Below are 22,014 nucleotides of genomic sequence, written 5' to 3' on the forward strand. Positions count from 1 at the left end.
TCACGCCAGCACTTTGCGCCCCGCAACGCGGCCCGAAAACAGGCAGCCGCCAAGGAACGTACCCTCCAGCGCATTATAGCCATGCATGCCGCCGCCGCCGAAACCCGCCACTTCGCCGGCGGCATAAAGGCCCGGCACCGGCGCACCGGCACCATCCAGCACCCGCGCCTCAAGATCGGTGTGAAGGCCGCCAAGCGTCTTGCGCGTCAGCACATGCAGGCGCACGGCAATCAGTGGCCCCATTGCCGGATCGAGCAACCGGTGCGGTTTTGCCGTCCGCATCAACCGGTCGCCGAGATAACGGCGCGCGCCGTGGATGGCCGTTACCTGCGCATCCTTGCTGAAACCGTTTTCGATTTCGCGGTCGCGCGCTTCTATCTGATGGCGGATATGGTCTATATGCAGCCGGTCGTCGCCGCTGATGGCATTCATCGCTGCCACCAGTTCTTCCAGCGTATCCCGAACGGCAAAATCTTCGCCGCGCTCCATGAAGGCACGCACCGGTCCCGGTGGTTCCTTGCCCAGCCGTTTGAGCAGCATCCTTATATCCTTGCCGGTCAGATCAGGATTCTGCTCCGAGCCTGAAAGCGCAAATTCCTTCTTGATGATCGCCTTGGTCAGAATGAACCAGCTATGGCCGCTGCCGCGTTCGCCCAGCATTTTTAGCGTGCCGAGCGTATCGAAACCCGGCATGGCGGGAGCGGCGAGGCGGTTTCCGTCCGCATCGCACCAGAAGGACGAGGGACCGGGCAGGATGCGGATACCGTGACCCGGCCAGATCGGATCGTGGTTCTTCACGCCCTCGGTATAATGCCACATGCGGTCACGGTTGATGACGGCTCCGCCGGCGGTCTCCGTAATGGCGATCATGCGGCCATCCACATGCGCGGGAACACCGCAGACCATGCTGGCAGGAGGCTCGCCCAGCCGTTCCACCGGCCAGTTGCGCCGCACCAGTTCCTGATTGCCGCCGATACCGCCGGAGCTGACGATAACCGCCACAGCGGCGAAGATAAAATCGCCCTGCTCTTGCCGGCTGCTCTCCTGCCCGCGCTGCACGGGGTCGGCTGCGAGAACCGCCCCTGAAATACCGGTCACCCGACCGTCGGCGATCTCCAGACGATCAACCCGGTGGCGAAAGCGAAAGGTCAGCCGGCCTGTTGCAGCCATGGCCTTCGCCTTTTTTACGAAGGGTGCAAGTACGCCCGGACCCGTGCCCCAGGTTACATGGAAACGCGGAACGGAATTGCCATGGCCGTGGGCGAGGCTGCCGCCGCGCTCAGCCCAGCCGACAACGGGAAACCAGCGCATGCCCATGCGGTGCAACCATTCGCGTTTCTCACCGGCAGCAAAATCGAGATAGGCTTCCGCCCAGCGGCGCGGCCAATAATCCTCCGGGCGGTCGAAACCGGCCGAACCGAACCAGTCCTGTCTTGCAAGATCGAGACTGTCTCGCACCCGCATCCGACGCTGTTCGGGACTATCGATGAAAAACAGTCCACCCAGCGACCAGAAGGCCTGCCCGCCAAGGTTCTGCTCACCCTCCTGATCCACGACGCAGACGCTGAAACCCCGCTCAGCCGCCTCGGTTGCCGCCACCAGCCCGGCAAGCCCCGCACCGACAACGATCACATCATAGCCTTCCATCAGCCCCTCCCAGATATGACGGAATTACTTTTACGCGAACGTAAATTTACTTTTATCAGAAGGCAACCGCGATGACGCGGTCCGCGATTTCAGCGCTCGGTGAGCTTGAGTTCGATACGGCGGTTCTGCTGCCGTGCTTCCGGCGTATCGCCTTCGGCAATGGGCTGATATTCGCCGAAACCGGCGGCGACCAGACGGTTTGCCGGAACGCCCTTGGAGATCAGGAATTTCACCACCGAGGTGGCGCGGGCCGAGGAGAGCTCCCAATTGTCCCGGTAACGCCCGGAACCGGAAAGCTGGACATTATCCGTATGGCCATCGACGCGCAGGACCCAGTTGATCTCCGCCGGGATTTCCTTGGCGAGATCGAGCAGCGCGACAGCCAGCTTCTCCATCTCCGCCTGCCCTTCCGGGTTGAGTTCATTGCCGCCGGAGGGGAAGAGCACTTCGGACTGGAAGACGAACCGGTCGCCGACGATGCGGATGTTTTCGCGGTCCGACAGGATTTCGCGCAGCCGCCCGAAGAAATCGGAGCGATAGCGGTTCAGTTCCTGCACCCGCTGCGCCAGCGCGACATTGAGGCGGCGGCCGAGATCGGCGATCTTGACCTGAGAAGAGGCGTCCTTGGCTTCCGATGCCTGAAGCGCGGCTTCCACCGAGGCGATCTGCGCTCTCAGCGCCGCAATCTGCTGGTTGAGCAATTCGATCTGTGCGGAGGCGCGGGAATTGGCCTGTTTCTGGTCGTCCAGTTCACCAGTCAGGCTACCGATCCGGGCATTGGCGCTTGCGTTGTTGCCAGATCCCGCATCGAGAAGCGACTGCAGGCGCGAGCGCTCGTTTTCGGATGCGGCAAGGGTGGATTGCAGGCTCGCGAGTGCGTCCTCAATATCCTGCTTGTTGCCTTTTTCCATGGCCAGAAGTTCGGTCAGTTCGGCAATCTGGCTGTTGAGACGTGTCAGCACCTCATCCTTGCCGGTGATTTCCCGCGACAGCACGAATTGCGCCAGCACGAAGACCGTGAGCAGAAACATGATGGCCATGAGCAGCGTCGACAGCGCGTCGACGAAACCCGGCCAATAATCCACGCCCCTGTCGCGGCGGCGGTTGCGCGCAAGCGCCATGGCTACTCGCTCCCGTTATCGTGCCGGGTGCGTCCGGAAGATTTCGTGTCGCTGTCGACCCGCGCCGACAGCCGGTCGAGCGTGCGGCGGAGCGATTTCGATTCTTCCTGCTGCGCTTCGATCCAGTCACGCAACATCTGCTGTTCGCTGCGCATGTTCTTGACCAGGCCCTGAATGCCTTCGGCAAGGCTGGTCATGGCCGCAAGCGAGCGCTCGGTGCTGACCACCGCGCCGGGTTCGCCCTTGAACTCCCGCGGCCCTTCCGTCGTATCCGTCACCGAGGAAAGCCAGTTTTCGAGTTGGGTATAGAAACGGTTCTGGGCGCGACCGGCCTGAAGATCGAGGAAACCGAGAATCAGCGACCCCGAAAGACCGAGCAGCGACGAGGAAAAGGCCGTTCCCATGCCCGCCAGCGGCGCGGTCAGGCCGGCCTTGAGGGAGCCGAGAATATCGTTGCTGTCGCCGGCGCTCGGATCGAGCGACTGGATAACGTTACTGATGGCGCCAATGGTGCCGATCAGGCCCCAGAAGGTGCCGAGCAGGCCGAGAAACACCAGCAGACCGACGAGATAACGCGATGTGTCACGCGTCTCATCAAGGCGCGTCGCGATGGAATCGAGGATCGTCCTTTGCGTAACGGCAGAGAGCCGGACTTCGCCACGCTTGCCGATCAGCGTGCTCATCGGCGCAAGCAGCTTGGGCGCACGACCGACCTTTTCGACGCTGCCGGCAGCACGAAAGGCATTGAACCAGCGAACTTCGGAACGCAGGCTCATCGTCTGCGTGAACACCAGAATGATGCCGATGGCCAGCACACCGAGAATGAAGCCGTTGAGCCCCGGATTGGTCATGAAGGCGGTGTGGGCCTGCCGGTAAAGAATGGCCGCCAGAAAGCCCACGAGGATCAGAAACAGAACCATCGTCCAGAGAAACGGTGTCGGGCTGGACAGCTTGTGGCTGTATTGCCGTGTGGTCACCGGTTTCTCGACGCCAAGATCGAGCAGCTCCGAATCCGCCATAACGTTCGCATTCCCTCTGGTCAGCTATCCAGCGGAAGCTATTTGAAAATTGCGACGATTTGAAGCGAAAAGCCGGTCTTTCGTCACAGGCGTTTCACTAAAACAGCCTGGAACCGGATGACGGAAAACAAAAACACCCGGCGAATATTCGCCGGGCGTCTAAAACTTGCAGAAAACGGCAGGTTTTCCGCCGAAAACCAATCAGCGGCCCGGGATGGGACGGTTGGCGACCTCAACGAGCGCCTTGTGGATATATTCATTGCCGGCAGCGACGGAGCTGCTGCCGAAGATATCCGTGCCGCCCTTGATGTCGGAGGCGAAACCGCCGGCTTCACGAATCAGCACCAGGCCTGCCGCCATGTCCCACGGCGAAAGATCGGCTTCCCAGAAACCGTCGAGACGGCCAGCGGCGACATAAGCGAGATCGAGCGAAGCCGCACCCATGCGGCGGATGCCGGCTGCCTCACCCATGACGTGGCGAAGTTCGACCAGGAACTTGCCGTGGTTGCCGCGGCCGAGATGCGGCACGCCGCAGCCGATGACGCAATCGGTCAGCGCCTTGCGCGCAGCGACGCGGATGCGGCGATCGTTGAGGAACGCACCGCCGCCGCGCTCGGCAGTGTAGAGTTCGTCGGTGGCCGGATTGAAGATCACGCCGGCGACGACTTCACCGTTACGCTCGAGCGCGATGGAAACCGCGAAATGCGGAATGCCGTGCAGGAAGTTGGTGGTGCCATCCAGCGGATCGACGATCCAGCGATGTGCGCCGTCCGTGCCCTTTTCCTCGCCGCCTTCTTCACCCAGGAAGTCGTAGGTCGGGCGGGCCTTCATCAGCTCATCGCGCACGATCTTCTCGGCTTTCAGGTCCGCCTGCGAGACGAAATCGCTCGGTCCCTTGACCGAGACCTGAAGGTTCTGCACTTCACCGAAGTCACGCGACAAAGACTTACCCGCCTTGATGGCGGCCTGAACCATGACATTGAGAAGGGCTGAACGGGCCATCGATGTTGTTTCCTGGAAATCTTGCGAACCGCCCGGAAGCTCACCGGGCAGGCACGTCATTATTTTCTTGAATTGAAAGTTTGCGGTTCAAGACCACAAAACGCGCGGAAATTCAAGGCAAAAAGCCCATGGGTCGACGCCGGTGCCGGAAGGCTCCCCTTCCATCACGTCGGGCGGAAACGATTTGCGGCCTCAATCGCCTTCTTCTGTTGCTCGTCGGTGATGCCGAGATAAAAGTCCTCGAGAGACGGATCCTTCAGCCCGGCGCGGCGGGAAAGCACGTACCATTTGGCCGCTTCGACCGGATCGGGCCGGGTGCCGAGCGCCTGAATGTAAAGATGCGCCACCTTGTTCTGCGCCACGACATTACCGCGCTGTGCCGCACCGTAGAGCCAGCGGAAGCCCTCATCCAGATTGCGCTCACCGCCGAAACCGTTGACCAGCCAGATGCCGAGATCGACCTGCGCGGTATCGTATCCAGCCTTCGCGGCCCGTGTCAGCCAGTCCCGCGCCTTTGCCTTCTTCTCGGCCGGCACATCCTTGAGCGACCAGTAAATCTGCGACACCGCATATTGCGCATCGGCAATGCCCTGTTCAGCGGATTTCTCATAGAACGGCAAAGCCATCAGCAGGCCCTTGGCGCCGGGATTTTCCGAAACCAGTATCTGGCCCCAGTTGAACTGGGCAGAGGCGTTGCCGGCTTCCGCCGCACGGCGCATGAAATCGTCAGCTTTCGCCTTGTCGCGGGTGACGAACTTGCCTTCCATCAGGATCAGCGCGAATTTGAACATGGCGACGGGATCGCCACCCTGAGCCGCCTGCTGGTACCAGAAAGCAGCTGTCTTCTCGTCGCGGGCGATGCCCAGACCACGCGACATCATTTCCGCCACCAGCGTCTGGGCGGCTGCGTCACCGTTCTGCGCGCGGTTCAGCGCCTTGTCGAGCGCCTGCACATATTCGCCGCGCTGGAAATGCCCGTAAGCTTCGTCCACCCTGCCCTTGAATTCCTTTTCAGGCGGCAAGGCCGGCAACTCCGCGCCCATGCGCTGATAGACATTCACGCCTGCCGACGGCTGCAAGTCTTTCTGCTCTTCGGATTGCACCCTGCCCTGACGGGTCGGCTGAGCCTCATTTTCCAGCTGGCGGGAAAGCGCATTGCTTTCGCTCTGCGGCCCGGACTGGGCAAAAGCGACACCCGCCGGCGCGCCGAAAGCGAGCGCCAGCAGCGAAACGGAAAGGCAGAGGTGAACCGAGCGCATGATCATCGCCTGTATCAACCGTCAAACCGTGGCGCTTTTTCGTCAAGCAGGGCGTTGATTTCAGAAACGGCCTGGGCAGCGCCACTGGCGTTATCGAAAACACCGCTGCGCATCGCCACGAACTCCACACCGGTTTCGGCCACGGCAACCACCGAGGAAATATCCGTACCACCCATGACGATCGCCGGGATTTCGATCATCGAGGCCCACCACTCGCCGAGCGCCAGGTTTTTGGGGTAGGCCTCCGGCTTGATGTCGCCTTCGAGCTTTCCGAAAAACACATAATCCGGATTGGCCTCGCCCTGCTCCAGCGCCTTGTGACGGTCATCCGCATTGCCGCCGCCGACGATGAGCTTCGGCGTGAATTTTTCCACGGCCTCGGCAAGCGCCTCGCCATTGCCAACCACATGCAGGCCATCCGCCTTCACGCGACCGGCAACGCGGCTGTCGCCGGCGATGAGCGCTGCCGCACCTGCCTTCTGGACAACCGGCACGATCAGCTCGGCGCGTTTCTGGAAAGCGGCGTCATCCAGACCATATTGCGGAATGATGACGGAAGCGACATCGCCGCCCCGCAATGCGTCTTCCACCTCTGTCGCCTGCTTTTGCGCGTCGTCCGATTGCGGAACGATCAGGACAAGGCGGCAACGATCTTCAACTAGGGTCATCGGTTCGTCCATTTCAGACAGAAGACGCTTACCGCGCAATCTGCACTCGTTTTCATATGACAAATCCGATAAACCGGACCGGCGAAAGGATCAACCGTCCATCCATGCTCACCGATTTTCATTTTTATCTCGTCGCCATCCCCGCAGTCGTGCTCGTCGGCCTTTCCAAGGGCGGGCTGGGCGGCGCTCTCGCCCTTATGGGCGTGCCGCTGATGGCGCTTGCGGTATCGCCCGTGCAGGCGGCGGCCATCTTCCTGCCGATCCTGATCGTCATGGATATCGTGGCGCTTTTTGCCTGGCGGCACTACAACCACCGGGAAACGCTCCTCATCATGCTGCCGGGCGCAATCGCCGGTATCGCGCTCGGCTGGGCGACCTCAAGCCTCATTTCCGCGGACGCCATGCGTCTTGTCGTCGCCTCTGTCACGATCCTGTTCGTGCTGCGTTATTTCTATGAGAGCTTCAAAAGCCGCAAGGGCCAAGAAATTCCGGCCAAGCCGCAAAGACCGGCGGCTGCGACCCTCTGGTCCAGCCTGTCGGGTTATGCGAGTTTCGTGGCCCATGCGGGCGGTCCGCCCTTCCAGATCTATGTTCTGCCGCTGAAGCTCGATCCGAAGACCTATACCGGCATGAGCGTGCGCTTCTTCGCCATCATGAATGCGATCAAGCTTATTCCCTATTTCGCGCTCGGCGCGCTGGACGCCACCAACCTCAAGACATCTGCAAGCCTGCTGCCGGTGGCGATGCTGGCGACGCTTGCCGGCGCCAGGGTGGTGAAATATCTGAAACCGGCCGTGTTTTACCCACTCATGTATGCCATGGCGCTGATTGCGGCGCTTAAACTGCTGTGGGACGGACTGCCGTTCTAAATCCGACAATAAAAAAGCTCTGGCAGCAGGTTTTCGCCGCCAGAGCTCGAAAGGCTCAGACCGTCGACCCTTCATTCATCGAAGGCCGACGGTCTGGCATAAATCAATGTCTTGTCGAGGCCTTGAGCCTCTGCAGTTCATCCTTCAGGCGCAGTTTTCGACGTTTAAGGTCCGCGATCTCTCTATCGTCAGACGACGGGGAAGCAAGAATACTTTCGAGCTCCTCCTCCAGAGCACCGTGTTTCTTTTCGAGCGATGCAATATGAGCCTGAATGGTCATGCGGCACGTCCTTCCTTTTTGAACCTACCTCCAGCTCTCCATCGCTGGAGTTTCAGGTTTGCGACGACAATGTGACACGGATCGACCGGCTTGTCGAAGGCGAAATGAAGGCAATAAGTGGGCAATTTGGTCGCAAGGGATAACTTCCCGTTACCGCGATTTGATGATAGAGCCTCCAGAACGGATGACATACGCGCCGGACACTCTCCGGCTGGCATAAAATGGGGATGACGAGATGCCCGATCAGGACCAGGCGGACATCAGGCTCACACTGGCGCGGCTGCGCCAGGAGCATGAGGATTATGACGCGGCGATCAACGCGATGATCCAGACCAGCTGCGATGCGCTGAGAATACAGCGCATGAAAAAGAAGAAGTTGGCCGTCAAGGACAAGATGACCCAGCTCGAAGATCAGGTCATTCCCGATATCATCGCCTGAGCCCGGAGACATTACGTGACAGCAGAAACGCCCCCCGTCGCCATCATCATGGGCAGCCAGTCCGACTGGGAGACCATGAAGAACGCCGCCGATACGCTGGATGCGCTCGACATCGAATATGAAGCCCGCATCATTTCCGCCCACCGCACCCCGGACCGGCTTTATGACTTCGCCAATGGCGCGAAGGACGAAGGCTTCAAGGTCATCATCGCCGGTGCGGGCGGCGCCGCCCATCTGCCGGGCATGACGGCCTCGATGACGCCGCTTCCGGTCTTCGGCGTTCCGGTTCAGTCCAAGACCATGTCCGGTCAGGACAGCCTCTATTCCATCGTGCAGATGCCCGCCGGTATTCCGGTTGGCACGCTCGCCATCGGCAAGGCCGGCGCGATCAATGCGGCCCTTCTCGCCGCCGCGGTTCTGGCGCTGAGCGACGAGGACCTCGCCGACCGGCTGGATGCCTGGCGTGCGCGCCAGTCGGCGGCTGTCGCGGAATATCCCATGGACAGCGCCCAGTGACGACAACAGTGATGGCAAAGACGACCAACCTGACCATCGGCATCATCGGTGGCGGGCAGCTCGGGCGTATGCTGGCGATGGCCGCAGCCCGTCTCAACCACCGTACCATCGTACTGGAACCGCAGGCCGATTGTCCGGCTGCGCAGGCCTGCAACGAGCAGATCGTGGCGGAATATGACGATGAAAACGCGCTTGCGGAACTCGCAAGCCGTTGCGATGTCGTGACCTACGAATTCGAGAACGTGCCTGTTGCAGCCGCCGAAAAGCTCGGCCTCTCCGTTCCCGTCTATCCGCCTCCGAAAGCGCTCAGCGCCTCGCAGGACCGGTTGACGGAAAAACGCTTCCTCAACGGCTGCGGCATCCCGACCGCCGATTTCCGCGCCGTGGACAACCAGGAAGAGCTGGAGGCCGCATTGGCCGCCTTCGGCGGCAAGGGCGTGCTGAAAACCCGCCGCATGGGTTATGACGGCAAGGGCCAGCGTCTTTTCCGCGGCGGGGAAGACCTCACAGGCGCCTTTGCGGCGCTCGGCGGCGTGCCGCTGATTCTCGAAAGCTTCATCTCCTTCGAGCGGGAAATTTCGATCATCGCCGCCCGTTTCCTGGATGGGACCGTCACCTGTTACGATCCCGCCGAGAACGTTCATCTGAACGGCATTCTGCACACATCAACCATTCCGGCAGCGCTCTCCAATGCCGCGAGAGCGGTCGCCGTGGAGTCAGCAGAGAAGCTTCTGGCCGCGCTAGATTACGTCGGCGTCATCGGCATCGAATTCTTCGTCCTGCCGGATGGTTCGCTGGTCGCCAATGAAATGGCGCCGCGCGTTCACAATACCGGCCACTGGACGGAGGCGGCCTGCGTAATCTCGCAATTCGAACAGCATATCCGGGCCGTATCGGGCCTTACTCCCGGCAGCACGGATCGCCATTCGGATTGCGTCATGACCAACCTGATCGGCGACGACATCGACGATGTACCGGCATGGCTGTCGAAAAAAGACTGTCTCGTGCATCTCTACGGCAAGACGGAAGCACGGCAGGGCCGCAAGATGGGCCATGTGACCGAGCTTTTGCGCACAGGAAAAGCCTAGTCTTTTAAGGCAAAGACACCGGCAAGTGTTGACAGGCAGGGCTCAAACGGGTATCTGCCTGCCAACCGAAAAGAGCGCGCCCCGTTGCGCGCTTTTGATTGTTTGAATAAGCACGGCAGAAACCGTGCAAAACTGCGGACCAGTAAAATGAAGATCAAGAATTCGCTTAAAGCGCTTAAGGCCCGTCATCGCGATAACCGCCTGGTTCGCCGCAAGGGCCGCGTCTACATCATCAACAAGCAGAACCCGCGCTTCAAGGCTCGTCAGGGCTGATTGACTGCGACTGCGGTTCGCGATCAAGCTCGCGGATCACTTTGTTGACAGAGCAGAAGTTTGCATTTGATATTGGGCGCAGTCGGGTTAAGCTTTAACCCATGCGCCCAAATCGTTTTTGCACGGCTATCATCCTCGCCCAGGGCTTCCTGTTTTCAAGCCTCCCGCTTCCGGGAATGGCTGCGATTGCCCATGCGGCGGACGGGCAACCGCCTGCTGTTGCGGACTCCGCACCTTCACCCGCCAAGACGATCGACACGCTTTTCGCATCGCTGAAAAAAGAACGGAATGCGGTCAAGGCGCGCAGCATCGCCAACCAGATCGCCTCCGAATGGAATGATTCTGGCAGCGCAACGGTCAACCTGCTGATGCAATGGGCGGGCGAAGCCGCAGACGAAAAGCGCAACGCCGCCGCTTACGATTTTCTCGACCAGGTCATTCTGCTCGATCCGGACTATGTGCAGGCGCCCTATCGCCGCGCCATGGTGCATTTTGCCGATGGCGACACCCGCAAGGCAATGGCGGATATCAACCTGACGCTGGAAAGGGAGCCGCGCTATTTTCCGGCGCTGGCAAGCCTCGCCAACATCCTCGAAGCCTCGGGCCGGGAGGAGCTGGCGCTGAAGGCCTGGGAACGTTATCTGGCGCTCTACCCCGCCGACAAGGACGCCCGCAAGGAGGCCGTCGACCTTTCGGAAAAGCTGGCCGGCACGCGCGGCTGAATTCGCGAGATGCTCAAACAAAAATCGCCGCAAAAGCGGCGATTTTTCATTGAGGCGTTTCCAGCCGATCATTCCATGCCAAGCGCGGCCATATAGGTCTGGAGAATCGTTTCTTCCTCGATGCGCTCATTGGCATCCTTCTTGCGCAGGCGGATGATGGTGCGGATCGCCTTGGTGTCGTAACCACGGCCCTTCGCCTCGCCCATGACATCCTTGATATCGCCCTGAATGGCGGCCTTTTCTTCTTCGAGGCGCTCGACGCGCTCGATGAACTGGCGCAGTTCTGCAGCGGCGACGGTTTCGGTGGTGCTGGTATCGTCCATCATATCATCCTTTATTGACGGCCCGCATGCGAGCCTTGTTCATTATTTCCGGGCGAAGCCTTCGCCGGTCGCTGCCGGCGGGCAGCAGAATTCCGGCCTGTGAACTGCCCACTGAAAGGCGTCGCGTCAAGTCGTTTCCGTCGATCGGGGTTATTCCCTGGGCCTGTTCTGCTCAAAGGCGGCTTTCTGGGCATCACTCGCCTCCGCCTGATATTTTTCCTTCCAGTCCTCATAGGGCATCCCGTAGATGATTTCCCGGGACTCTTCCTTGCTGAGCGGAACACCGGCCTCCTCGGCCGCTTCCCGGTACCAATTGGACAGGCAGTTGCGGCAAAAGCCGGCGAGATTCATCAGGTCGACGTTCTGCACGTCGTGGCGTTCGCGAAGGTGCTGCACGAGACGGCGAAATGCCGCCGCCTCGAATTCGACCTGCCGATTGTCGTTTTCATTCGTCATGGCAAAACTCCAGGCTCAATAGGGGCCGGTGCGGGAGGCGAACAGCTGATATTCATGCAGGACGGGATCGTCGTTCATTGCGGCGAAAATGGGAGCGAGCCGGTCCGACCATTCGGCGATCCCCTCTTCATTTGCGATCAAATCCTGCCGAACCTCGAGAAGCGCATGCGGTATGCCCTTCATCATGCAATGGCGATACATGGTATCGCCCTTGAGCGCCCCGTCATAGGGTTCGTTGTCACCGACGAGGATGTCGCCCGTAGCCCGCAGATGCGCCAGGAGCGGATCGACCGCGCGATGATCCGTATCCCACAGAACCGCCGCATGCCACGGCCGCGGCGTTTCCTTCCAGAACGGCGTATAGGAATGCAGCGACAGAACCAGCGGCGCTTCTTCCGAGGCCTCGGCCACGCCGGTCAGCACACGGTCCACGGCATTGTGATAGGGCCGGTGAAAAATCTCGATCCGCCTTTGCCATTCCTCGTCCGAAATCGGATGGTTGCCGGGGATGATCGCCCCGTCCGAAATCTTCATGATGAGAGTGGGATCATCCTCGCCGCGATTCGGATCGATCAGCAGCCGAGAAAACCGCCCGAGCACCGCCGGCACGCCAAGGCGCGCGGCAAGTGAGCGTGTCAGCCCCTCTATACCGATATCAAATGCGATATGGCGATGAAAAGCGGTTTGCGGAAGGCCAAGTTTGCCGTAGTGTGCCGGCAGGAGGTTCATGGCATGGTCCGCCAGAAGAACCATGCCTTTGTCATAATCGCCTTCTATGATTTCATAGGGTATGAAGTCGTTCATCGATGATTTTCTGGGGCAGGATTGAGGAGAGAAGCTTGATGGCATGGCTTGAGGCCGGGCGCAAGTTGCGGCGAAAGAACAGCCATCTACCTTATCGCACTCACGATCCCACGAACAATATAATCGATTAAAATCGCGTTGACTTTCTTGGGCGGCCACGCCAAGAAGTGTGTTCATTATAACCATGGAATCCGGATGGAAGCCGTGACTCAGTCATCTCTCGCTCTTCCTCGCCACTTTCGGCATATCGCCCGTCTTTTTTCCGCAGCGGCATTGTTTCTGACCCCGTTCATGATCGCGGCGCCCGCGCATGCGGATTTTCGCGTGTGCAACAGCACGCAGAACCTCGTGGGGGTCGCAATCGGCTACCGGGCACAGGAGGGCTGGGTCAGCGAAGGCTGGTGGCAGGTCCCCTCCTCGACCTGCGCGACGCTGATCGAGGGTGAGCTGCAGTCACGTTATTATTATCTCTATGCCGAAGATGCCGCCCATGGCGGCCGCTGGACCGGTGACGTCAACATGTGCGTGGCGGAAAACGAGTTCAAGATCAACGGCGTGGACGATTGTTTTGCCCGCAGCTTCCAGAGAATGGGTTTCAAGGAATATGACACGGGCAGACAGGGCAGCTGGATGGTCCAGCTCTCCGATACGCCAGGCACACAGGGAAATCAAAACTGATGAAGCGTAACCGCAAAGTCAAAATTCTTGCAACTCTCGGCCCGGCCTCTTCCGAAGAGGCGATGATCGAGAAGCTGCATCTTGCTGGCGCAGATCTTTTCCGGATCAACATGAGCCATGCGAGCCACGACGTGATGCGGACGCTCATTCAGCGTATCCGTTCCGTCGAGAGCCGTACCGGCCGCCCCATCGGCATTCTGGCCGACCTGCAGGGTCCCAAGCTGCGCGTCGGAAAATTCGCCGAAGGCAAGGTCGAACTCGTTCCGGGCCAGACCTTCACGCTGGACAATAACGACACGCCCGGTGACAACACCCGCGTTTTCCTTCCCCATCCGGAAATTCTCGAGGCGGTCAAGCCCGGCCATCGCCTGCTGATCGATGACGGCAAGCTGCATCTGCGCGCTGAAAAGAGCGACGGCAAAAGCATCGTCACCACCGTCATTTCCGGCACCCGCATTTCCGACCGCAAGGGCATCAGCCTGCCGGATACGCTACTCGGCGTCGGCGTTCTGACCGACAAGGACCGCGTCGATCTCGACGCCGTTCTCGCTACCGGCGAAGTCGACTGGGTGGCGCTTTCCTTCGTCCAGCGTCCGGAAGACCTTGCCGAAGTGCGCAAGATCGCACGCGGCCGCGTCGGCCTGATGTCCAAGATCGAAAAGCCGCAGGCTGTCGAGCGCATCGAGGAAATCATCGAACTTTCCGACGCGCTGATGGTCGCCCGTGGCGATCTCGGTGTCGAAATGCCGCTGGAAGCCGTTCCGGGCATCCAAAAGCAGCTGACCCGCGCCTGCCGCCGCGCCGGCAAGCCGGTCGTGGTCGCCACGCAGATGCTGGAATCGATGATCACCGCGCCTGTGCCGACCCGCGCCGAAGTCTCCGACGTCGCCACCGCCGTCTTCGAAGGCGCGGACGCCATCATGCTCTCTGCTGAATCCGCCTCCGGCGACTATCCGGTCGAAGCGGTTTCCACCATGGCCTCCATTGCCAGCACGGTGGAGCAGGACCCCTATTATTCCAATATCATCTATGCGCAGCGCGCCCAGCCGGAACCGACCGGCGCCGACGCCATTTCGCTTGCCGCCCGCCAGATCGCCGAAACGCTGAAGCTTGCGGCAATCGTCACCTATACGTCCTCGGGCACGACCGGCCTGCGCGCCGCGCGCGAACGGCCGCAGGTTCCGATCATCGCACTGTCGCCGATCATCCAGACCGCCCGCCGCCTGTCGGTCGTCTGGGGCCTGCACTGCGTCGTCACCGGCGATGCCAGCGACCTCGACGACATGGTGAACCGCGCTTGTCGCATCGTGGTTTCCGAAGGTTTCGGCAAGCCGGGCGATCGTATCATCATCTCCGCAGGCGTACCGCTCGGCACCCCCGGCGCAACCAATATGGTACGCATCGCCTATATCGGCTCAGACGGCCAAAGCGGCGTCTAAAGCTTCAATATCCCGCATAAAAAAACCCGCCGGTAACGGCGGGTTTTTTGTTGGCCTCTCGGCCGTCTTATGAAAACAGGCTCAGTGCATCTTCACCGGCGTGCTGAAGCGGCTGGATTCGATGGCCACTGCACCGGGCTTGAAGCTCGCCGAGGTGGCGGAAGCCGACATGTCGTTGCTGAGCATGCGGTTGGCGACAACACGCGGCGCCTTCACCGAGCGTCCAGTCGTACCCTTGTTCTGGTTGAGCGCCCAATCCGAAATAAGATCCTGCGTCAGGCGTCCACCGCCCACCATGGCTTGCTGGGAAACGGCGGCATCCTGCCTGCTCGGGCGCGAACCCTTGGTCGGCATGCCGGCGCTGAGACCGCCATTGATGGCAGGCTTCAGGTCGAAAGCATCACCGAAGCCAGCCTGCGGTTCAGCCTTGGCCGTTTCGGCGGGTGCGACGGTAACCTTGTGGTTGACGGCGGCCGGGAATGGCGCGGCTGTCGGCATGGCAGCCGACTGGACCTGCGACCGGGCGGCCTGACCGCTCTGTTCAAGAGCGGCAACCACCGTCGGCGAAAGCGTATCTTCCTGCGCCTCGGCGAGATCGTCCTCACCTTCGGGATCGGCATTGGCCGCCGCCAGCAGGGCTTCCGCCACGGCCGGACGATTGGCGGGAACCGGAACAGAGGCGAGTTCGCCGGTCGCAGCCGGTGTCGCACCATCTGCGGACGCCGTCAGGATCGATCCTTCCGCATCACCTTTCATGCCACGGGGCCCAAGAAGTGTGGGCACTGGCACGGATACCTCAGCCAGATCGGCAAATTGCTGGCGCTCGGCCGGCGCGGAAGCCGGAGTCGGCGTGGTCGCTGCCTGCAGGGCATCCTGTGCGGCATTGCGGGCCGGCGAATAAAGCGCGGTCGCAAGGCCTGTATTGGCCGGCGGCTGGTTACCGAAGGCAGGTCGGGCCGTCGGCAGCGGCGCATCGTTCACGCCGGGAAGCGCCTGTGCCGAAGCAACTGCAATGGTGGGTTCAGGCTCGGGAGCAGCCTGCTGCGGCGCCGCCGGACGGGCGACAGCCGGCCGTTCTGCGGGCTCCGGCGCTGCGATGCTATCGGGATCTTCATCCTCGTCGCCGCCACCGCCAAAGAGGGCCTGCAGCAACGTCTTGCGCTTGCCGCCGCCGGATGAGGCAGGGCCGGCACCGGCACTGGAAGCAACCTGAATGGAGGAGGAGCTGACGCGCTTCTTGTAATCGGCAAGCGCCTGCTCATAACCGGGAAGCGGCTTGCCGTCGGAAGGAAGATGCAGCGTATTGCCGTTCGGGAAGATGCGGACGAGTTCCTGGCGGCTCATGCGCGGCCAAGCGCGAACGCCGCCGACATCCATGTGCACGAAGGGGGAGCCCGATGTCGGATAGAAGCCGACGCCACCGATCTGCATCTGCATACCGATTTCACGAAGGCGGGCAAGCTTCACACCGGGGATATAAAAATCCATGGCCTTGCCGAGCATGTGCTGGCTTTTTTCCGCGACACCCTTGGTGCGTGTCCGCAGCAAACCGTTGGTCTCCGGCGAGCGGAAGGCCGAAACGACGTTGATATAGTCGGTCGCGCCGCTGCGGCGATAAACTTCCCAGACGAGATCGAAAAGGCGCGGGTCCATGCGTGTCGGCTGGTTGCGACGCCAGTCGCGCAGGAACCGGTTCAGCTCCTGTAGACCTTTCTGGTCATATTTTCCATTGCGCTTGAAGGTGATGACCGCCTTCTCGCGTGTATGGATATAATACAGTTTGAGGCTGCGAGTCTCGGCGGCGGCTTCCGTCGCCGAAACACCTACGAAAGGCATTGCGGCGAGCATCAGGCAGGCAAAGGTGACAGCGCGCGCCGACAGCTTCGTGCATATATCCTTGATCAAGCCGCGCGCGATCTTTGTCGAAAGCGCGTTATTCCGATGCAGATATGGCAATTCGATCCCCGCCTGGAAGACAATTTCTGTCACATTGCCTCAAATGAACGTCAAATACGGTGACACGATGGCAAAATTGCCACACACATACAACCTTCCTCTACATAGTGAATCAGCCACTAACAAGAGGTTTATAGACGGTAAGCGGATATCCTTGCTCAGAAGTTAACGAATTTACGATCTGCCTTGGAATACGGGGGTTATACGCTCAGGCTGCATCTCGAAGGGGATCGTCGGGATCGATGCCATAATCCTTCAGCTTTCGGTAGAGAGTCGAACGACCGATACCGAGCTTTCTGGCGACCTGGCTCATCTGCCCGCGATAGAAGCGCAGGGCGAAACGGATGAGCTCCTCCTCGATCTCGGCCAGTTTGCGGATATTGCCCGACTCGTCCATGCTGGAGATCAGGTTTCCGCCCCGGTAGATGGTGGTGGAAATATCCGACGGCTCCTCGATGACAGCGTGGTTTTCAGCGGCCGGTGGCGGGGCCGGTGAATAGGCAGCAAGCTTCAGCGACGCTCCGGACGGCGAGCGAATGACATCGTCCGCATCGTCGCCGGTCGAAAATTCCGGCAGCTGAAGCGCGATCTGCGGAAAATCGGAATCCGACAGTTCCTCGCCCTGTGAGAGCACCACGGCGCGGAAGACGGCGTTTTCGAGCTGGCGGATATTGCCCGGCCAGTCATAGGCCGTCAGCAGCGCCAGCGCGCTGGCGTTGAGGCCGACGGGATTGGGCAATTTCTGTTCCGCCGAAAAGCGCTCGGCGAAAACCCGTGCCAGATGTGGGATATCTTCCTTGCGGCGGCGCAGCGCCGGAATGGTGATCGGGAAAACGTTGAGGCGATAATAAAGGTCTTCGCGGAAGCGACCTTCCTTCACCTCTTCGATAAGGTTCTTGTTGGTGGCGGAGATCAGCCGCACATTCACCTTCTGCACCCGCGCGGAGCCGACGGTTTCGATTTCGCCCTGCTGGACCGCGCGGAGCAGCTTCACCTGCACGTCCAGCGGCAGATCGCCGATTTCGTCGAGGAACAGCGTGCCGCCATCCGCCTCCATGAATTTGCCGACATGTTTTTCCGTCGCGCCCGTGAAGGCTCCCTTTTCGTGGCCGAAGAGGATGCTTTCCACGAGATTATGGGGAATGGCGCCGCAATTGACGGTGATGAACGGCTTGCTCGCCCTGTCTCCGGCCGACTGGATGGCGCGGGCGACCATTTCCTTGCCCACACCGGATTCGCCTTCCAGCACCACGGGAATGCTGGACTGGGCGGCGCGCTGCGCGAGTTCAATGACCCTCAGCATTGCGGGGCTTGCGGAAACGATATCGGTAAAATTCACTGCATTGCTCCGTCCGCGCCGGCCCGTGCGGGCCTTTGCCTCTCTCCTGTCGAGCTTGAGCGCATTGGAGATGGCAGCGCCGATCCTTTCCGGCGAAACCGGCTTGACGACAAAATCGAAAGCGCCGGCGCGCATGGCCTGCACAACGGTATCGATGCCGCCCTGCCCCGTCTGGACAATGACGGGAACATCGGTGCCGAGTTCGCCGATAGCCTTGAGAAAGGTAAGCCCGTCCATTTCAGGCATCATGAGGTCGAGGACGATGACATTGATCTCGCCGCTATATTGCTTGAGCAGTTCCAGCCCCGCCTTGCCGTTTTCGGCGAGCAAGGCGAGATGCCCATAACGTTCCACCGCATTTTTGAGCAGGCGGCGCTGGACGGGATCATCGTCTATCACGAGAACATGCGCGGTCATTTTTAGCTCCGGTTTCCGGTTTATGGACCTGCTTCATGCGGTCCCTTATTCCGCACTCTGGCATGGGAGACTTGAACATCCAGTTTTGAGAATTGCTTGCATTTTATCCATTGCCGCGGGAAACAAGGTCCCCATATGCTTCGCACGCATAATCAGAAGGACACGTTCGATGACCCTCAACCGCCCTACCCCGCAACCCGTCTTCTCCCTTGCCGAAACCGCCGGTCCGGCGCTTGGCGACCTGCCCGGCTGGAAGCTCTCGGACCTCTATCCGTCGGGCGATTCGCCGGAATACAAGGGCGACCTCGACAAGGCGGCGTCGATGGCGGCGGCTTTTGAGAAGAAATGGAAGGGCAAGCTTGAGGCTGCCGCGAAGGCCACCGGCGAAAAGGGCATCGGCGCTGCGCTCAAGGAATATGAAGCGCTGGACGATCTCATCGGCCGCATCGGCTCCTTTGCCGGGCTCACCTATTTTTCCGATACGTCGAACCCGGCAAACGGCAAGCTTTACGGCGATGCCCAGGCGAAGCTGACGGATATTTCCTCTCACCTCCTGTTCTTCACCCTTGAGCTCAACCGCATCGACGACGCCACGATGGACGCCTGCATGGCGAATGACGCCGCAGCGGGTCACTACCGCCCGTGGCTGGTGGATTTGCGCAAGGACAAGCCGCACCAGCTCGACGACCAGCTGGAACAGCTTTTCCTCGAAAAATCGATGACCAGCGCGGCGGCCTTCAACCGCCTGTTCGACGAGACGATGGCCGATCTGCGTTTCGACATTGACGGCGCGAGCCTGCCGCTGGAAGTGACGCTCAACATGCTGCAGGAGCCGGAACCGGAAACCCGAAAGAAAGCGGCTCAGGCGCTGAGCGCCACCTTCAAGGACAATCTGCGCGTCTTCACGCTCATCACCAACACGCTTGCCAAGGACAAGGATATTTCCGACCGCTGGCGCAAATTCGAGGATATTGCCGATAGCCGCCATCTCGCCAACCGCGTCGAGCGCGAGGTGGTCGATGCCTTGGCGGCAGCGGTCAAGAAGGCCTATCCGCGCCTCTCGCATCGTTATTACGCCATGAAGGCGAAATGGCTCGGCATGGAGCAAATGAATTATTGGGACCGCAACGCGCCGCTTCCCGATACGTCGAACACGATCATTCCCTGGGATGAGGCAAAGGACACCGTGCTTTCCGCCTATGGCAATTTCGCCCCTGAGATGGCCGATATTGCCCGCCGTTTCTTCGATGAAGAGTGGATCGACGCGCCGGCCCGCCCCGGCAAGGCGCCGGGTGCCTTCGCGCATCCGACCGTGCCCTCGGCCCATCCCTATGTGCTGGTCAACTATCTCGGCAAACCGCGTGACGTAATGACGCTTGCCCATGAACTCGGCCACGGCGTTCACCAGGTTCTGGCCGGCGAACAGGGCGCGTTGATGTGCGCGACGCCGCTGACGCTTGCCGAGACCGCCTCCGTCTTCGGGGAAATGCTGACCTTCCGCAAGCTGCTCGACGACACCAGGGACATCCGGGAACGCAAGGCCATGCTCGCCCGCAAGGTCGAGGACATGATCAACACGGTCGTGCGCCAGATCGCTTTTTATGAATTCGAGCGCAAACTGCACACGGCCCGCAAACAGGGAGAACTGACCTCCGAGCAGATCGGCGAATTGTGGCTGTCCGTTCAGGCCGAGAGCCTTGGTCCGGCAATCCGGATTTCCGAAGGCTACGAGACATGGTGGACCTACATCCCCCATTTCATTCACTCGCCCTTTTATGTTTATGCCTATGCCTTCGGCGACTGCCTGGTGAACTCGCTCTATGCGGTTTACCAGAAGGCCGAAACGGGCTTTCAGGAGAAATATTTCGAGCTCCTGAAGGCGGGCGGCACCAAGCACCATTCGGAGCTTCTGAAACCCTTCGGCCTCGATGCGACCGATCCCTCCTTCTGGGACAAGGGGCTTTCGATGATCGAGGGGCTGATCGACGAGCTGGAAGCGCTGGATAACAAACAGGCTTAATCTCTTCCGCCGGCAGGGCTATCCTATTTCGGACAAGCTTTGCCGGTTGATATTGCCGGCAGAAGACACCGGCAACAATTCAGGCGACGAGCACAGGCAATGAAACGCAAACCCGCCGATCTGACCTTGAGGGAAACCCTGCGCTGGGAGCCGCAGACCGGCTTTCAGCGCATCGACCAGCATATGCGCCGATTGCTGCGCTCCGCCGACGCGCTCGGTTTTCGCGCGCCGGTCAATGCGGTTCAGGTGCTGGAAAAGAAGGTGGGCGGCGAAAAGCCGCTCTGCGTCAGGCTGGTCATGAACTACAAGGGCGAACTCGATATCGAAACGGCCGACTTCCAGCCCTTGCGACAGGATGCCGTCTGGCGGGTTCGCATCGCCCGGCAGACCAGGCTCGATTCCTCCGATACCTTCTATCGCCACAAGTCCTCACGCCGCGAGCCCTATGATGCCGCCCGGGCCGAATTTTCAGCCGGGGAGGCCGACGAGGTGCTGCTGCTCAACGAGCGCGGCGAGTTGTGCGAGGGATCGTCGACCAGCATTTTCGTCGAAATGCCGGATGGGCAATTGCTGACGCCGCCGCTCGACAGCGGCATTCTGCCGGGTGTGCTGCGCGCCGATCTGATCCGCGAACGCAGGGCGCGCGGGCAGGCGCTGAAACCGGAAGACATTGCCGGCCGGAAGCTCTTCGTCGGCAATTCGTTGCATGGGTTGATTGCGGCGGAACTCGTCTAAACAGTCACCGCCAGAAGCCGGTCGCGGCCTTTTTCCTTGGCCGCGTAAAGAGCCTGATCCGCCCGCATGAAAACATCGTCGGCGCTTTCGGGCGTGCGATAGACCGTCAGCCCGGCTGAGCAGCTGTAGGAAAAATCCGGAAATTCGGAGAGGGGCCTCGAAAGGCGCACCTTCTGCAGCAGCCGTTCGACGATCTCCCGGCCCTCGGCCACCGTGCTGCGTGGCAGGATGAGCATGAATTCCTCGCCGCCGATCCTGCCGAAACAATCCACCCGCCGGATGACGGAATGGGCGATGCCGACGAAATCGCGAAGCACCGCATCCCCGCATTTATGACCGAAACGATCATTGATCTGCTTGAAGAAATCGATATCGAGCGTGCAGAGGCAAAAAGGCGTTTCCAGCCCCTCGGCAACCCGCTCCACCTGCAAAGCCAGCTTGGCGAAGACGAAACGGCGATTTGCCGTTCCCGTCAATTCATCCGTCTGCGAGGCGCGGACTGCCAGATCCCGATCCTGCCGCAGCGTTCTGTAACCCTGGCGCAATTCGGTGACGTCGCTTGCAACGCACAGCATCCAGCCATCCTGCTGCACCGTTTCCGTCATCCAGAACCAGCGGCCGTCATGCATATCCATCTCAAAGGCGCGGTAAGGCAGTTTGCCGCGCCGGGACTGCGCTGACAGCAGCCATCCCTCGAAATCATTGTTGCGGACGACGACACCGGTGCGCAGCCGGTGGTTCAGCCGCATGATATCCGCCCAGGTCGGGAAATCGCCGGCGGCGAGCTGAAAGCTTTCCCGAAACGACGGATTGGCATGGCGCAACCGGTCCTCGGAATCGTAAAGCGCAATAAGAACGGGGGTAGCACTCTGAAGCGCTGCGACACGCTCGATAAGATTATTCAACAGGCAACTCCCCCGTGATGGCGAAAATTCCCCCATCGT

At 60.5% G+C, this 22,014-nt stretch carries 23 protein-coding genes; 10 read left to right on the forward strand and 13 right to left on the reverse strand.

Features of this window, described 5'->3' with window-relative positions:
* From ACQZ5K_RS13050 to ACQZ5K_RS13075, 6 genes are all read right to left on the reverse strand, one after another.
* Positions 1-1,647, reverse strand: coding sequence for an FAD-binding dehydrogenase (locus ACQZ5K_RS13050; RefSeq protein ID WP_448740539.1), 1,647 nt, complete (start codon positions 1,645-1,647; stop codon positions 1-3).
* Positions 1,648-1,736: 89 nt separating this feature from the next.
* A complete protein-coding gene (locus ACQZ5K_RS13055) occupies positions 1,737-2,768 on the reverse strand; it encodes a peptidoglycan -binding protein (protein WP_035262896.1) in 1,032 nt (343 codons plus the stop codon).
* A gap of 2 nt (positions 2,769-2,770) precedes the next feature.
* Positions 2,771-3,787, reverse strand: coding sequence for a flagellar motor protein MotA (locus tag ACQZ5K_RS13060; RefSeq protein WP_448740540.1), 1,017 nt, complete (start codon positions 3,785-3,787; stop codon positions 2,771-2,773).
* Positions 3,788-3,988: 201 nt separating this feature from the next.
* The gene (locus ACQZ5K_RS13065; RefSeq protein ID WP_035262908.1) at positions 3,989-4,789 is read right to left on the reverse strand and encodes an inositol monophosphatase family protein; all 801 of its coding nucleotides are present in this window, start codon (positions 4,787-4,789) and stop codon (positions 3,989-3,991) included.
* 164 nt (positions 4,790-4,953) lie between these two features.
* The gene (locus tag ACQZ5K_RS13070; RefSeq protein ID WP_035262893.1) at positions 4,954-6,054 is read right to left on the reverse strand and encodes a tetratricopeptide repeat protein; all 1,101 of its coding nucleotides are present in this window, start codon (positions 6,052-6,054) and stop codon (positions 4,954-4,956) included.
* Positions 6,055-6,062: 8 nt separating this feature from the next.
* The gene (locus ACQZ5K_RS13075) at positions 6,063-6,716 is read right to left on the reverse strand and encodes a thiamine phosphate synthase (protein WP_448740541.1); all 654 of its coding nucleotides are present in this window, start codon (positions 6,714-6,716) and stop codon (positions 6,063-6,065) included.
* Between the two features lie 104 nt (positions 6,717-6,820).
* Between ACQZ5K_RS13075 and ACQZ5K_RS13080 the strand changes: the two genes are divergently transcribed.
* Complete coding sequence (locus ACQZ5K_RS13080) at positions 6,821-7,585, forward strand: sulfite exporter TauE/SafE family protein (protein ID WP_003520365.1); 765 nt, start codon at positions 6,821-6,823, stop codon at positions 7,583-7,585.
* 103 nt (positions 7,586-7,688) lie between these two features.
* On the opposite strand, the gene ACQZ5K_RS13085 is transcribed toward ACQZ5K_RS13080, so the two are convergent.
* Positions 7,689-7,865 (reverse strand): YdcH family protein, encoded by a 177-nt coding sequence (locus ACQZ5K_RS13085; RefSeq protein WP_003506164.1) that lies wholly within the window; start codon positions 7,863-7,865, stop codon positions 7,689-7,691.
* Positions 7,866-8,100: 235 nt separating this feature from the next.
* On the opposite strand from ACQZ5K_RS13085, the gene ACQZ5K_RS13090 reads away from it, so the two are divergent.
* The 5 genes from ACQZ5K_RS13090 to ACQZ5K_RS13110 all read left to right on the forward strand — a co-directional run bounded on the left by ACQZ5K_RS13090 (position 8,101) and on the right by ACQZ5K_RS13110 (position 10,903).
* Positions 8,101-8,304, forward strand: coding sequence for a YdcH family protein (locus tag ACQZ5K_RS13090; RefSeq protein ID WP_003497661.1), 204 nt, complete (start codon positions 8,101-8,103; stop codon positions 8,302-8,304).
* 48 nt (positions 8,305-8,352) lie between these two features.
* Positions 8,353-8,820, forward strand: a complete 468-nt coding sequence (gene purE / locus ACQZ5K_RS13095; protein WP_035212960.1) for a 5-(carboxyamino)imidazole ribonucleotide mutase — start codon at positions 8,353-8,355, stop codon at positions 8,818-8,820.
* 11 nt (positions 8,821-8,831) lie between these two features.
* A complete protein-coding gene (locus ACQZ5K_RS13100) occupies positions 8,832-9,908 on the forward strand; it encodes a 5-(carboxyamino)imidazole ribonucleotide synthase (RefSeq protein ID WP_448740598.1) in 1,077 nt (358 codons plus the stop codon).
* A gap of 147 nt (positions 9,909-10,055) precedes the next feature.
* A complete protein-coding gene (gene ykgO / locus ACQZ5K_RS13105; protein ID WP_003497670.1) occupies positions 10,056-10,181 on the forward strand; it encodes a type B 50S ribosomal protein L36 in 126 nt (41 codons plus the stop codon).
* A 101-nt stretch (positions 10,182-10,282) separates the two neighbouring features.
* On the forward strand, positions 10,283-10,903 hold the full coding sequence (locus tag ACQZ5K_RS13110; RefSeq protein ID WP_174058055.1) for a tetratricopeptide repeat protein: 621 nt from the start codon (positions 10,283-10,285) through the stop codon (positions 10,901-10,903).
* A gap of 68 nt (positions 10,904-10,971) precedes the next feature.
* Here the strand turns inward: ACQZ5K_RS13110 and ACQZ5K_RS13115 are convergent, their stop codons facing one another.
* The 3 genes from ACQZ5K_RS13115 to ACQZ5K_RS13125 all read right to left on the reverse strand — a co-directional run bounded on the left by ACQZ5K_RS13115 (position 10,972) and on the right by ACQZ5K_RS13125 (position 12,486).
* Entirely contained in the window at positions 10,972-11,229 is a 258-nt protein-coding gene (locus ACQZ5K_RS13115; protein ID WP_020812069.1) for a DUF2312 domain-containing protein, read from the reverse strand.
* A gap of 147 nt (positions 11,230-11,376) precedes the next feature.
* Positions 11,377-11,682 (reverse strand): DUF1244 domain-containing protein, encoded by a 306-nt coding sequence (locus ACQZ5K_RS13120; protein ID WP_448740542.1) that lies wholly within the window; start codon positions 11,680-11,682, stop codon positions 11,377-11,379.
* Positions 11,683-11,697: 15 nt separating this feature from the next.
* The gene (locus ACQZ5K_RS13125) at positions 11,698-12,486 is read right to left on the reverse strand and encodes an N-formylglutamate amidohydrolase (RefSeq protein ID WP_020012241.1); all 789 of its coding nucleotides are present in this window, start codon (positions 12,484-12,486) and stop codon (positions 11,698-11,700) included.
* Positions 12,487-12,777: 291 nt separating this feature from the next.
* On the opposite strand from ACQZ5K_RS13125, the gene ACQZ5K_RS13130 reads away from it, so the two are divergent.
* Positions 12,778-13,164 (forward strand): DUF1036 domain-containing protein, encoded by a 387-nt coding sequence (locus ACQZ5K_RS13130; protein WP_020012242.1) that lies wholly within the window; start codon positions 12,778-12,780, stop codon positions 13,162-13,164.
* Positions 13,164-14,603, forward strand: coding sequence for a pyruvate kinase (gene pyk / locus ACQZ5K_RS13135; protein ID WP_003520375.1), 1,440 nt, complete (start codon positions 13,164-13,166; stop codon positions 14,601-14,603). The genes ACQZ5K_RS13130 and pyk overlap by 1 nt, the downstream gene beginning before the upstream one ends.
* Before the next feature lie 81 nt (positions 14,604-14,684).
* On the opposite strand, the gene ACQZ5K_RS13140 is transcribed toward pyk, so the two are convergent.
* Positions 14,685-16,592: a DUF882 domain-containing protein gene (locus ACQZ5K_RS13140; protein WP_425645979.1), complete on the reverse strand. Its 1,908-nt coding sequence runs from the start codon at positions 16,590-16,592 to the stop codon at positions 14,685-14,687.
* Positions 16,593-16,767: 175 nt separating this feature from the next.
* Positions 16,768-18,315 (reverse strand): sigma-54-dependent transcriptional regulator, encoded by a 1,548-nt coding sequence (locus ACQZ5K_RS13145; RefSeq protein ID WP_137453627.1) that lies wholly within the window; start codon positions 18,313-18,315, stop codon positions 16,768-16,770.
* A 169-nt stretch (positions 18,316-18,484) separates the two neighbouring features.
* On the opposite strand from ACQZ5K_RS13145, the gene ACQZ5K_RS13150 reads away from it, so the two are divergent.
* Positions 18,485-20,335: a M3 family oligoendopeptidase gene (locus ACQZ5K_RS13150; RefSeq protein WP_269828938.1), complete on the forward strand. Its 1,851-nt coding sequence runs from the start codon at positions 18,485-18,487 to the stop codon at positions 20,333-20,335.
* Between the two features lie 99 nt (positions 20,336-20,434).
* Entirely contained in the window at positions 20,435-21,070 is a 636-nt protein-coding gene (locus tag ACQZ5K_RS13155; protein ID WP_448740543.1) for an aminotransferase class IV family protein, read from the forward strand.
* Here the strand turns inward: ACQZ5K_RS13155 and ACQZ5K_RS13160 are convergent.
* Entirely contained in the window at positions 21,067-21,975 is a 909-nt protein-coding gene (locus ACQZ5K_RS13160; RefSeq protein WP_448740544.1) for a diguanylate cyclase domain-containing protein, read from the reverse strand. The genes ACQZ5K_RS13155 and ACQZ5K_RS13160 overlap by 4 nt on opposite strands.
* Positions 21,976-22,014: the final 39 nt, after the last annotated feature.

The organism is Agrobacterium sp. 22-226-1 (genome assembly GCF_053522345.1).

Coding starts and splice junctions, on each gene's coding strand:
- ACQZ5K_RS13065 (WP_035262908.1), bottom strand. CDS start 4,789: ATGGCCCGTTCAGCCCTTCTCAATGTCATGGTTCAGGCCGCCATCAAG.
- ACQZ5K_RS13130 (WP_020012242.1), top strand. CDS start 12,778: ATGATCGCGGCGCCCGCGCATGCGGATTTTCGCGTGTGCAACAGCACG.
- ACQZ5K_RS13090 (WP_003497661.1), top strand. CDS start 8,101: ATGCCCGATCAGGACCAGGCGGACATCAGGCTCACACTGGCGCGGCTG.
- ACQZ5K_RS13115 (WP_020812069.1), bottom strand. CDS start 11,229: ATGATGGACGATACCAGCACCACCGAAACCGTCGCCGCTGCAGAACTG.
- ACQZ5K_RS13055 (WP_035262896.1), bottom strand. CDS start 2,768: ATGGCGCTTGCGCGCAACCGCCGCCGCGACAGGGGCGTGGATTATTGG.
- ACQZ5K_RS13080 (WP_003520365.1), top strand. CDS start 6,821: ATGCTCACCGATTTTCATTTTTATCTCGTCGCCATCCCCGCAGTCGTG.
- ACQZ5K_RS13050 (WP_448740539.1), bottom strand. CDS start 1,647: ATGGAAGGCTATGATGTGATCGTTGTCGGTGCGGGGCTTGCCGGGCTG.
- ACQZ5K_RS13085 (WP_003506164.1), bottom strand. CDS start 7,865: ATGACCATTCAGGCTCATATTGCATCGCTCGAAAAGAAACACGGTGCT.
- ACQZ5K_RS13150 (WP_269828938.1), top strand. CDS start 18,485: ATGACCCTCAACCGCCCTACCCCGCAACCCGTCTTCTCCCTTGCCGAA.
- ACQZ5K_RS13100 (WP_448740598.1), top strand. CDS start 8,832: ATGGCAAAGACGACCAACCTGACCATCGGCATCATCGGTGGCGGGCAG.
- ACQZ5K_RS13120 (WP_448740542.1), bottom strand. CDS start 11,682: ATGACGAATGAAAACGACAATCGGCAGGTCGAATTCGAGGCGGCGGCA.
- pyk (WP_003520375.1), top strand. CDS start 13,164: ATGAAGCGTAACCGCAAAGTCAAAATTCTTGCAACTCTCGGCCCGGCC.
- ACQZ5K_RS13075 (WP_448740541.1), bottom strand. CDS start 6,716: ATGACCCTAGTTGAAGATCGTTGCCGCCTTGTCCTGATCGTTCCGCAA.
- ACQZ5K_RS13125 (WP_020012241.1), bottom strand. CDS start 12,486: ATGAACGACTTCATACCCTATGAAATCATAGAAGGCGATTATGACAAA.
- ykgO (WP_003497670.1), top strand. CDS start 10,056: ATGAAGATCAAGAATTCGCTTAAAGCGCTTAAGGCCCGTCATCGCGAT.
- ACQZ5K_RS13110 (WP_174058055.1), top strand. CDS start 10,283: ATGCGCCCAAATCGTTTTTGCACGGCTATCATCCTCGCCCAGGGCTTC.
- ACQZ5K_RS13145 (WP_137453627.1), bottom strand. CDS start 18,315: ATGACCGCGCATGTTCTCGTGATAGACGATGATCCCGTCCAGCGCCGC.
- ACQZ5K_RS13155 (WP_448740543.1), top strand. CDS start 20,435: ATGAAACGCAAACCCGCCGATCTGACCTTGAGGGAAACCCTGCGCTGG.
- ACQZ5K_RS13060 (WP_448740540.1), bottom strand. CDS start 3,787: ATGGCGGATTCGGAGCTGCTCGATCTTGGCGTCGAGAAACCGGTGACC.
- ACQZ5K_RS13070 (WP_035262893.1), bottom strand. CDS start 6,054: ATGATCATGCGCTCGGTTCACCTCTGCCTTTCCGTTTCGCTGCTGGCG.
- purE (WP_035212960.1), top strand. CDS start 8,353: ATGGGCAGCCAGTCCGACTGGGAGACCATGAAGAACGCCGCCGATACG.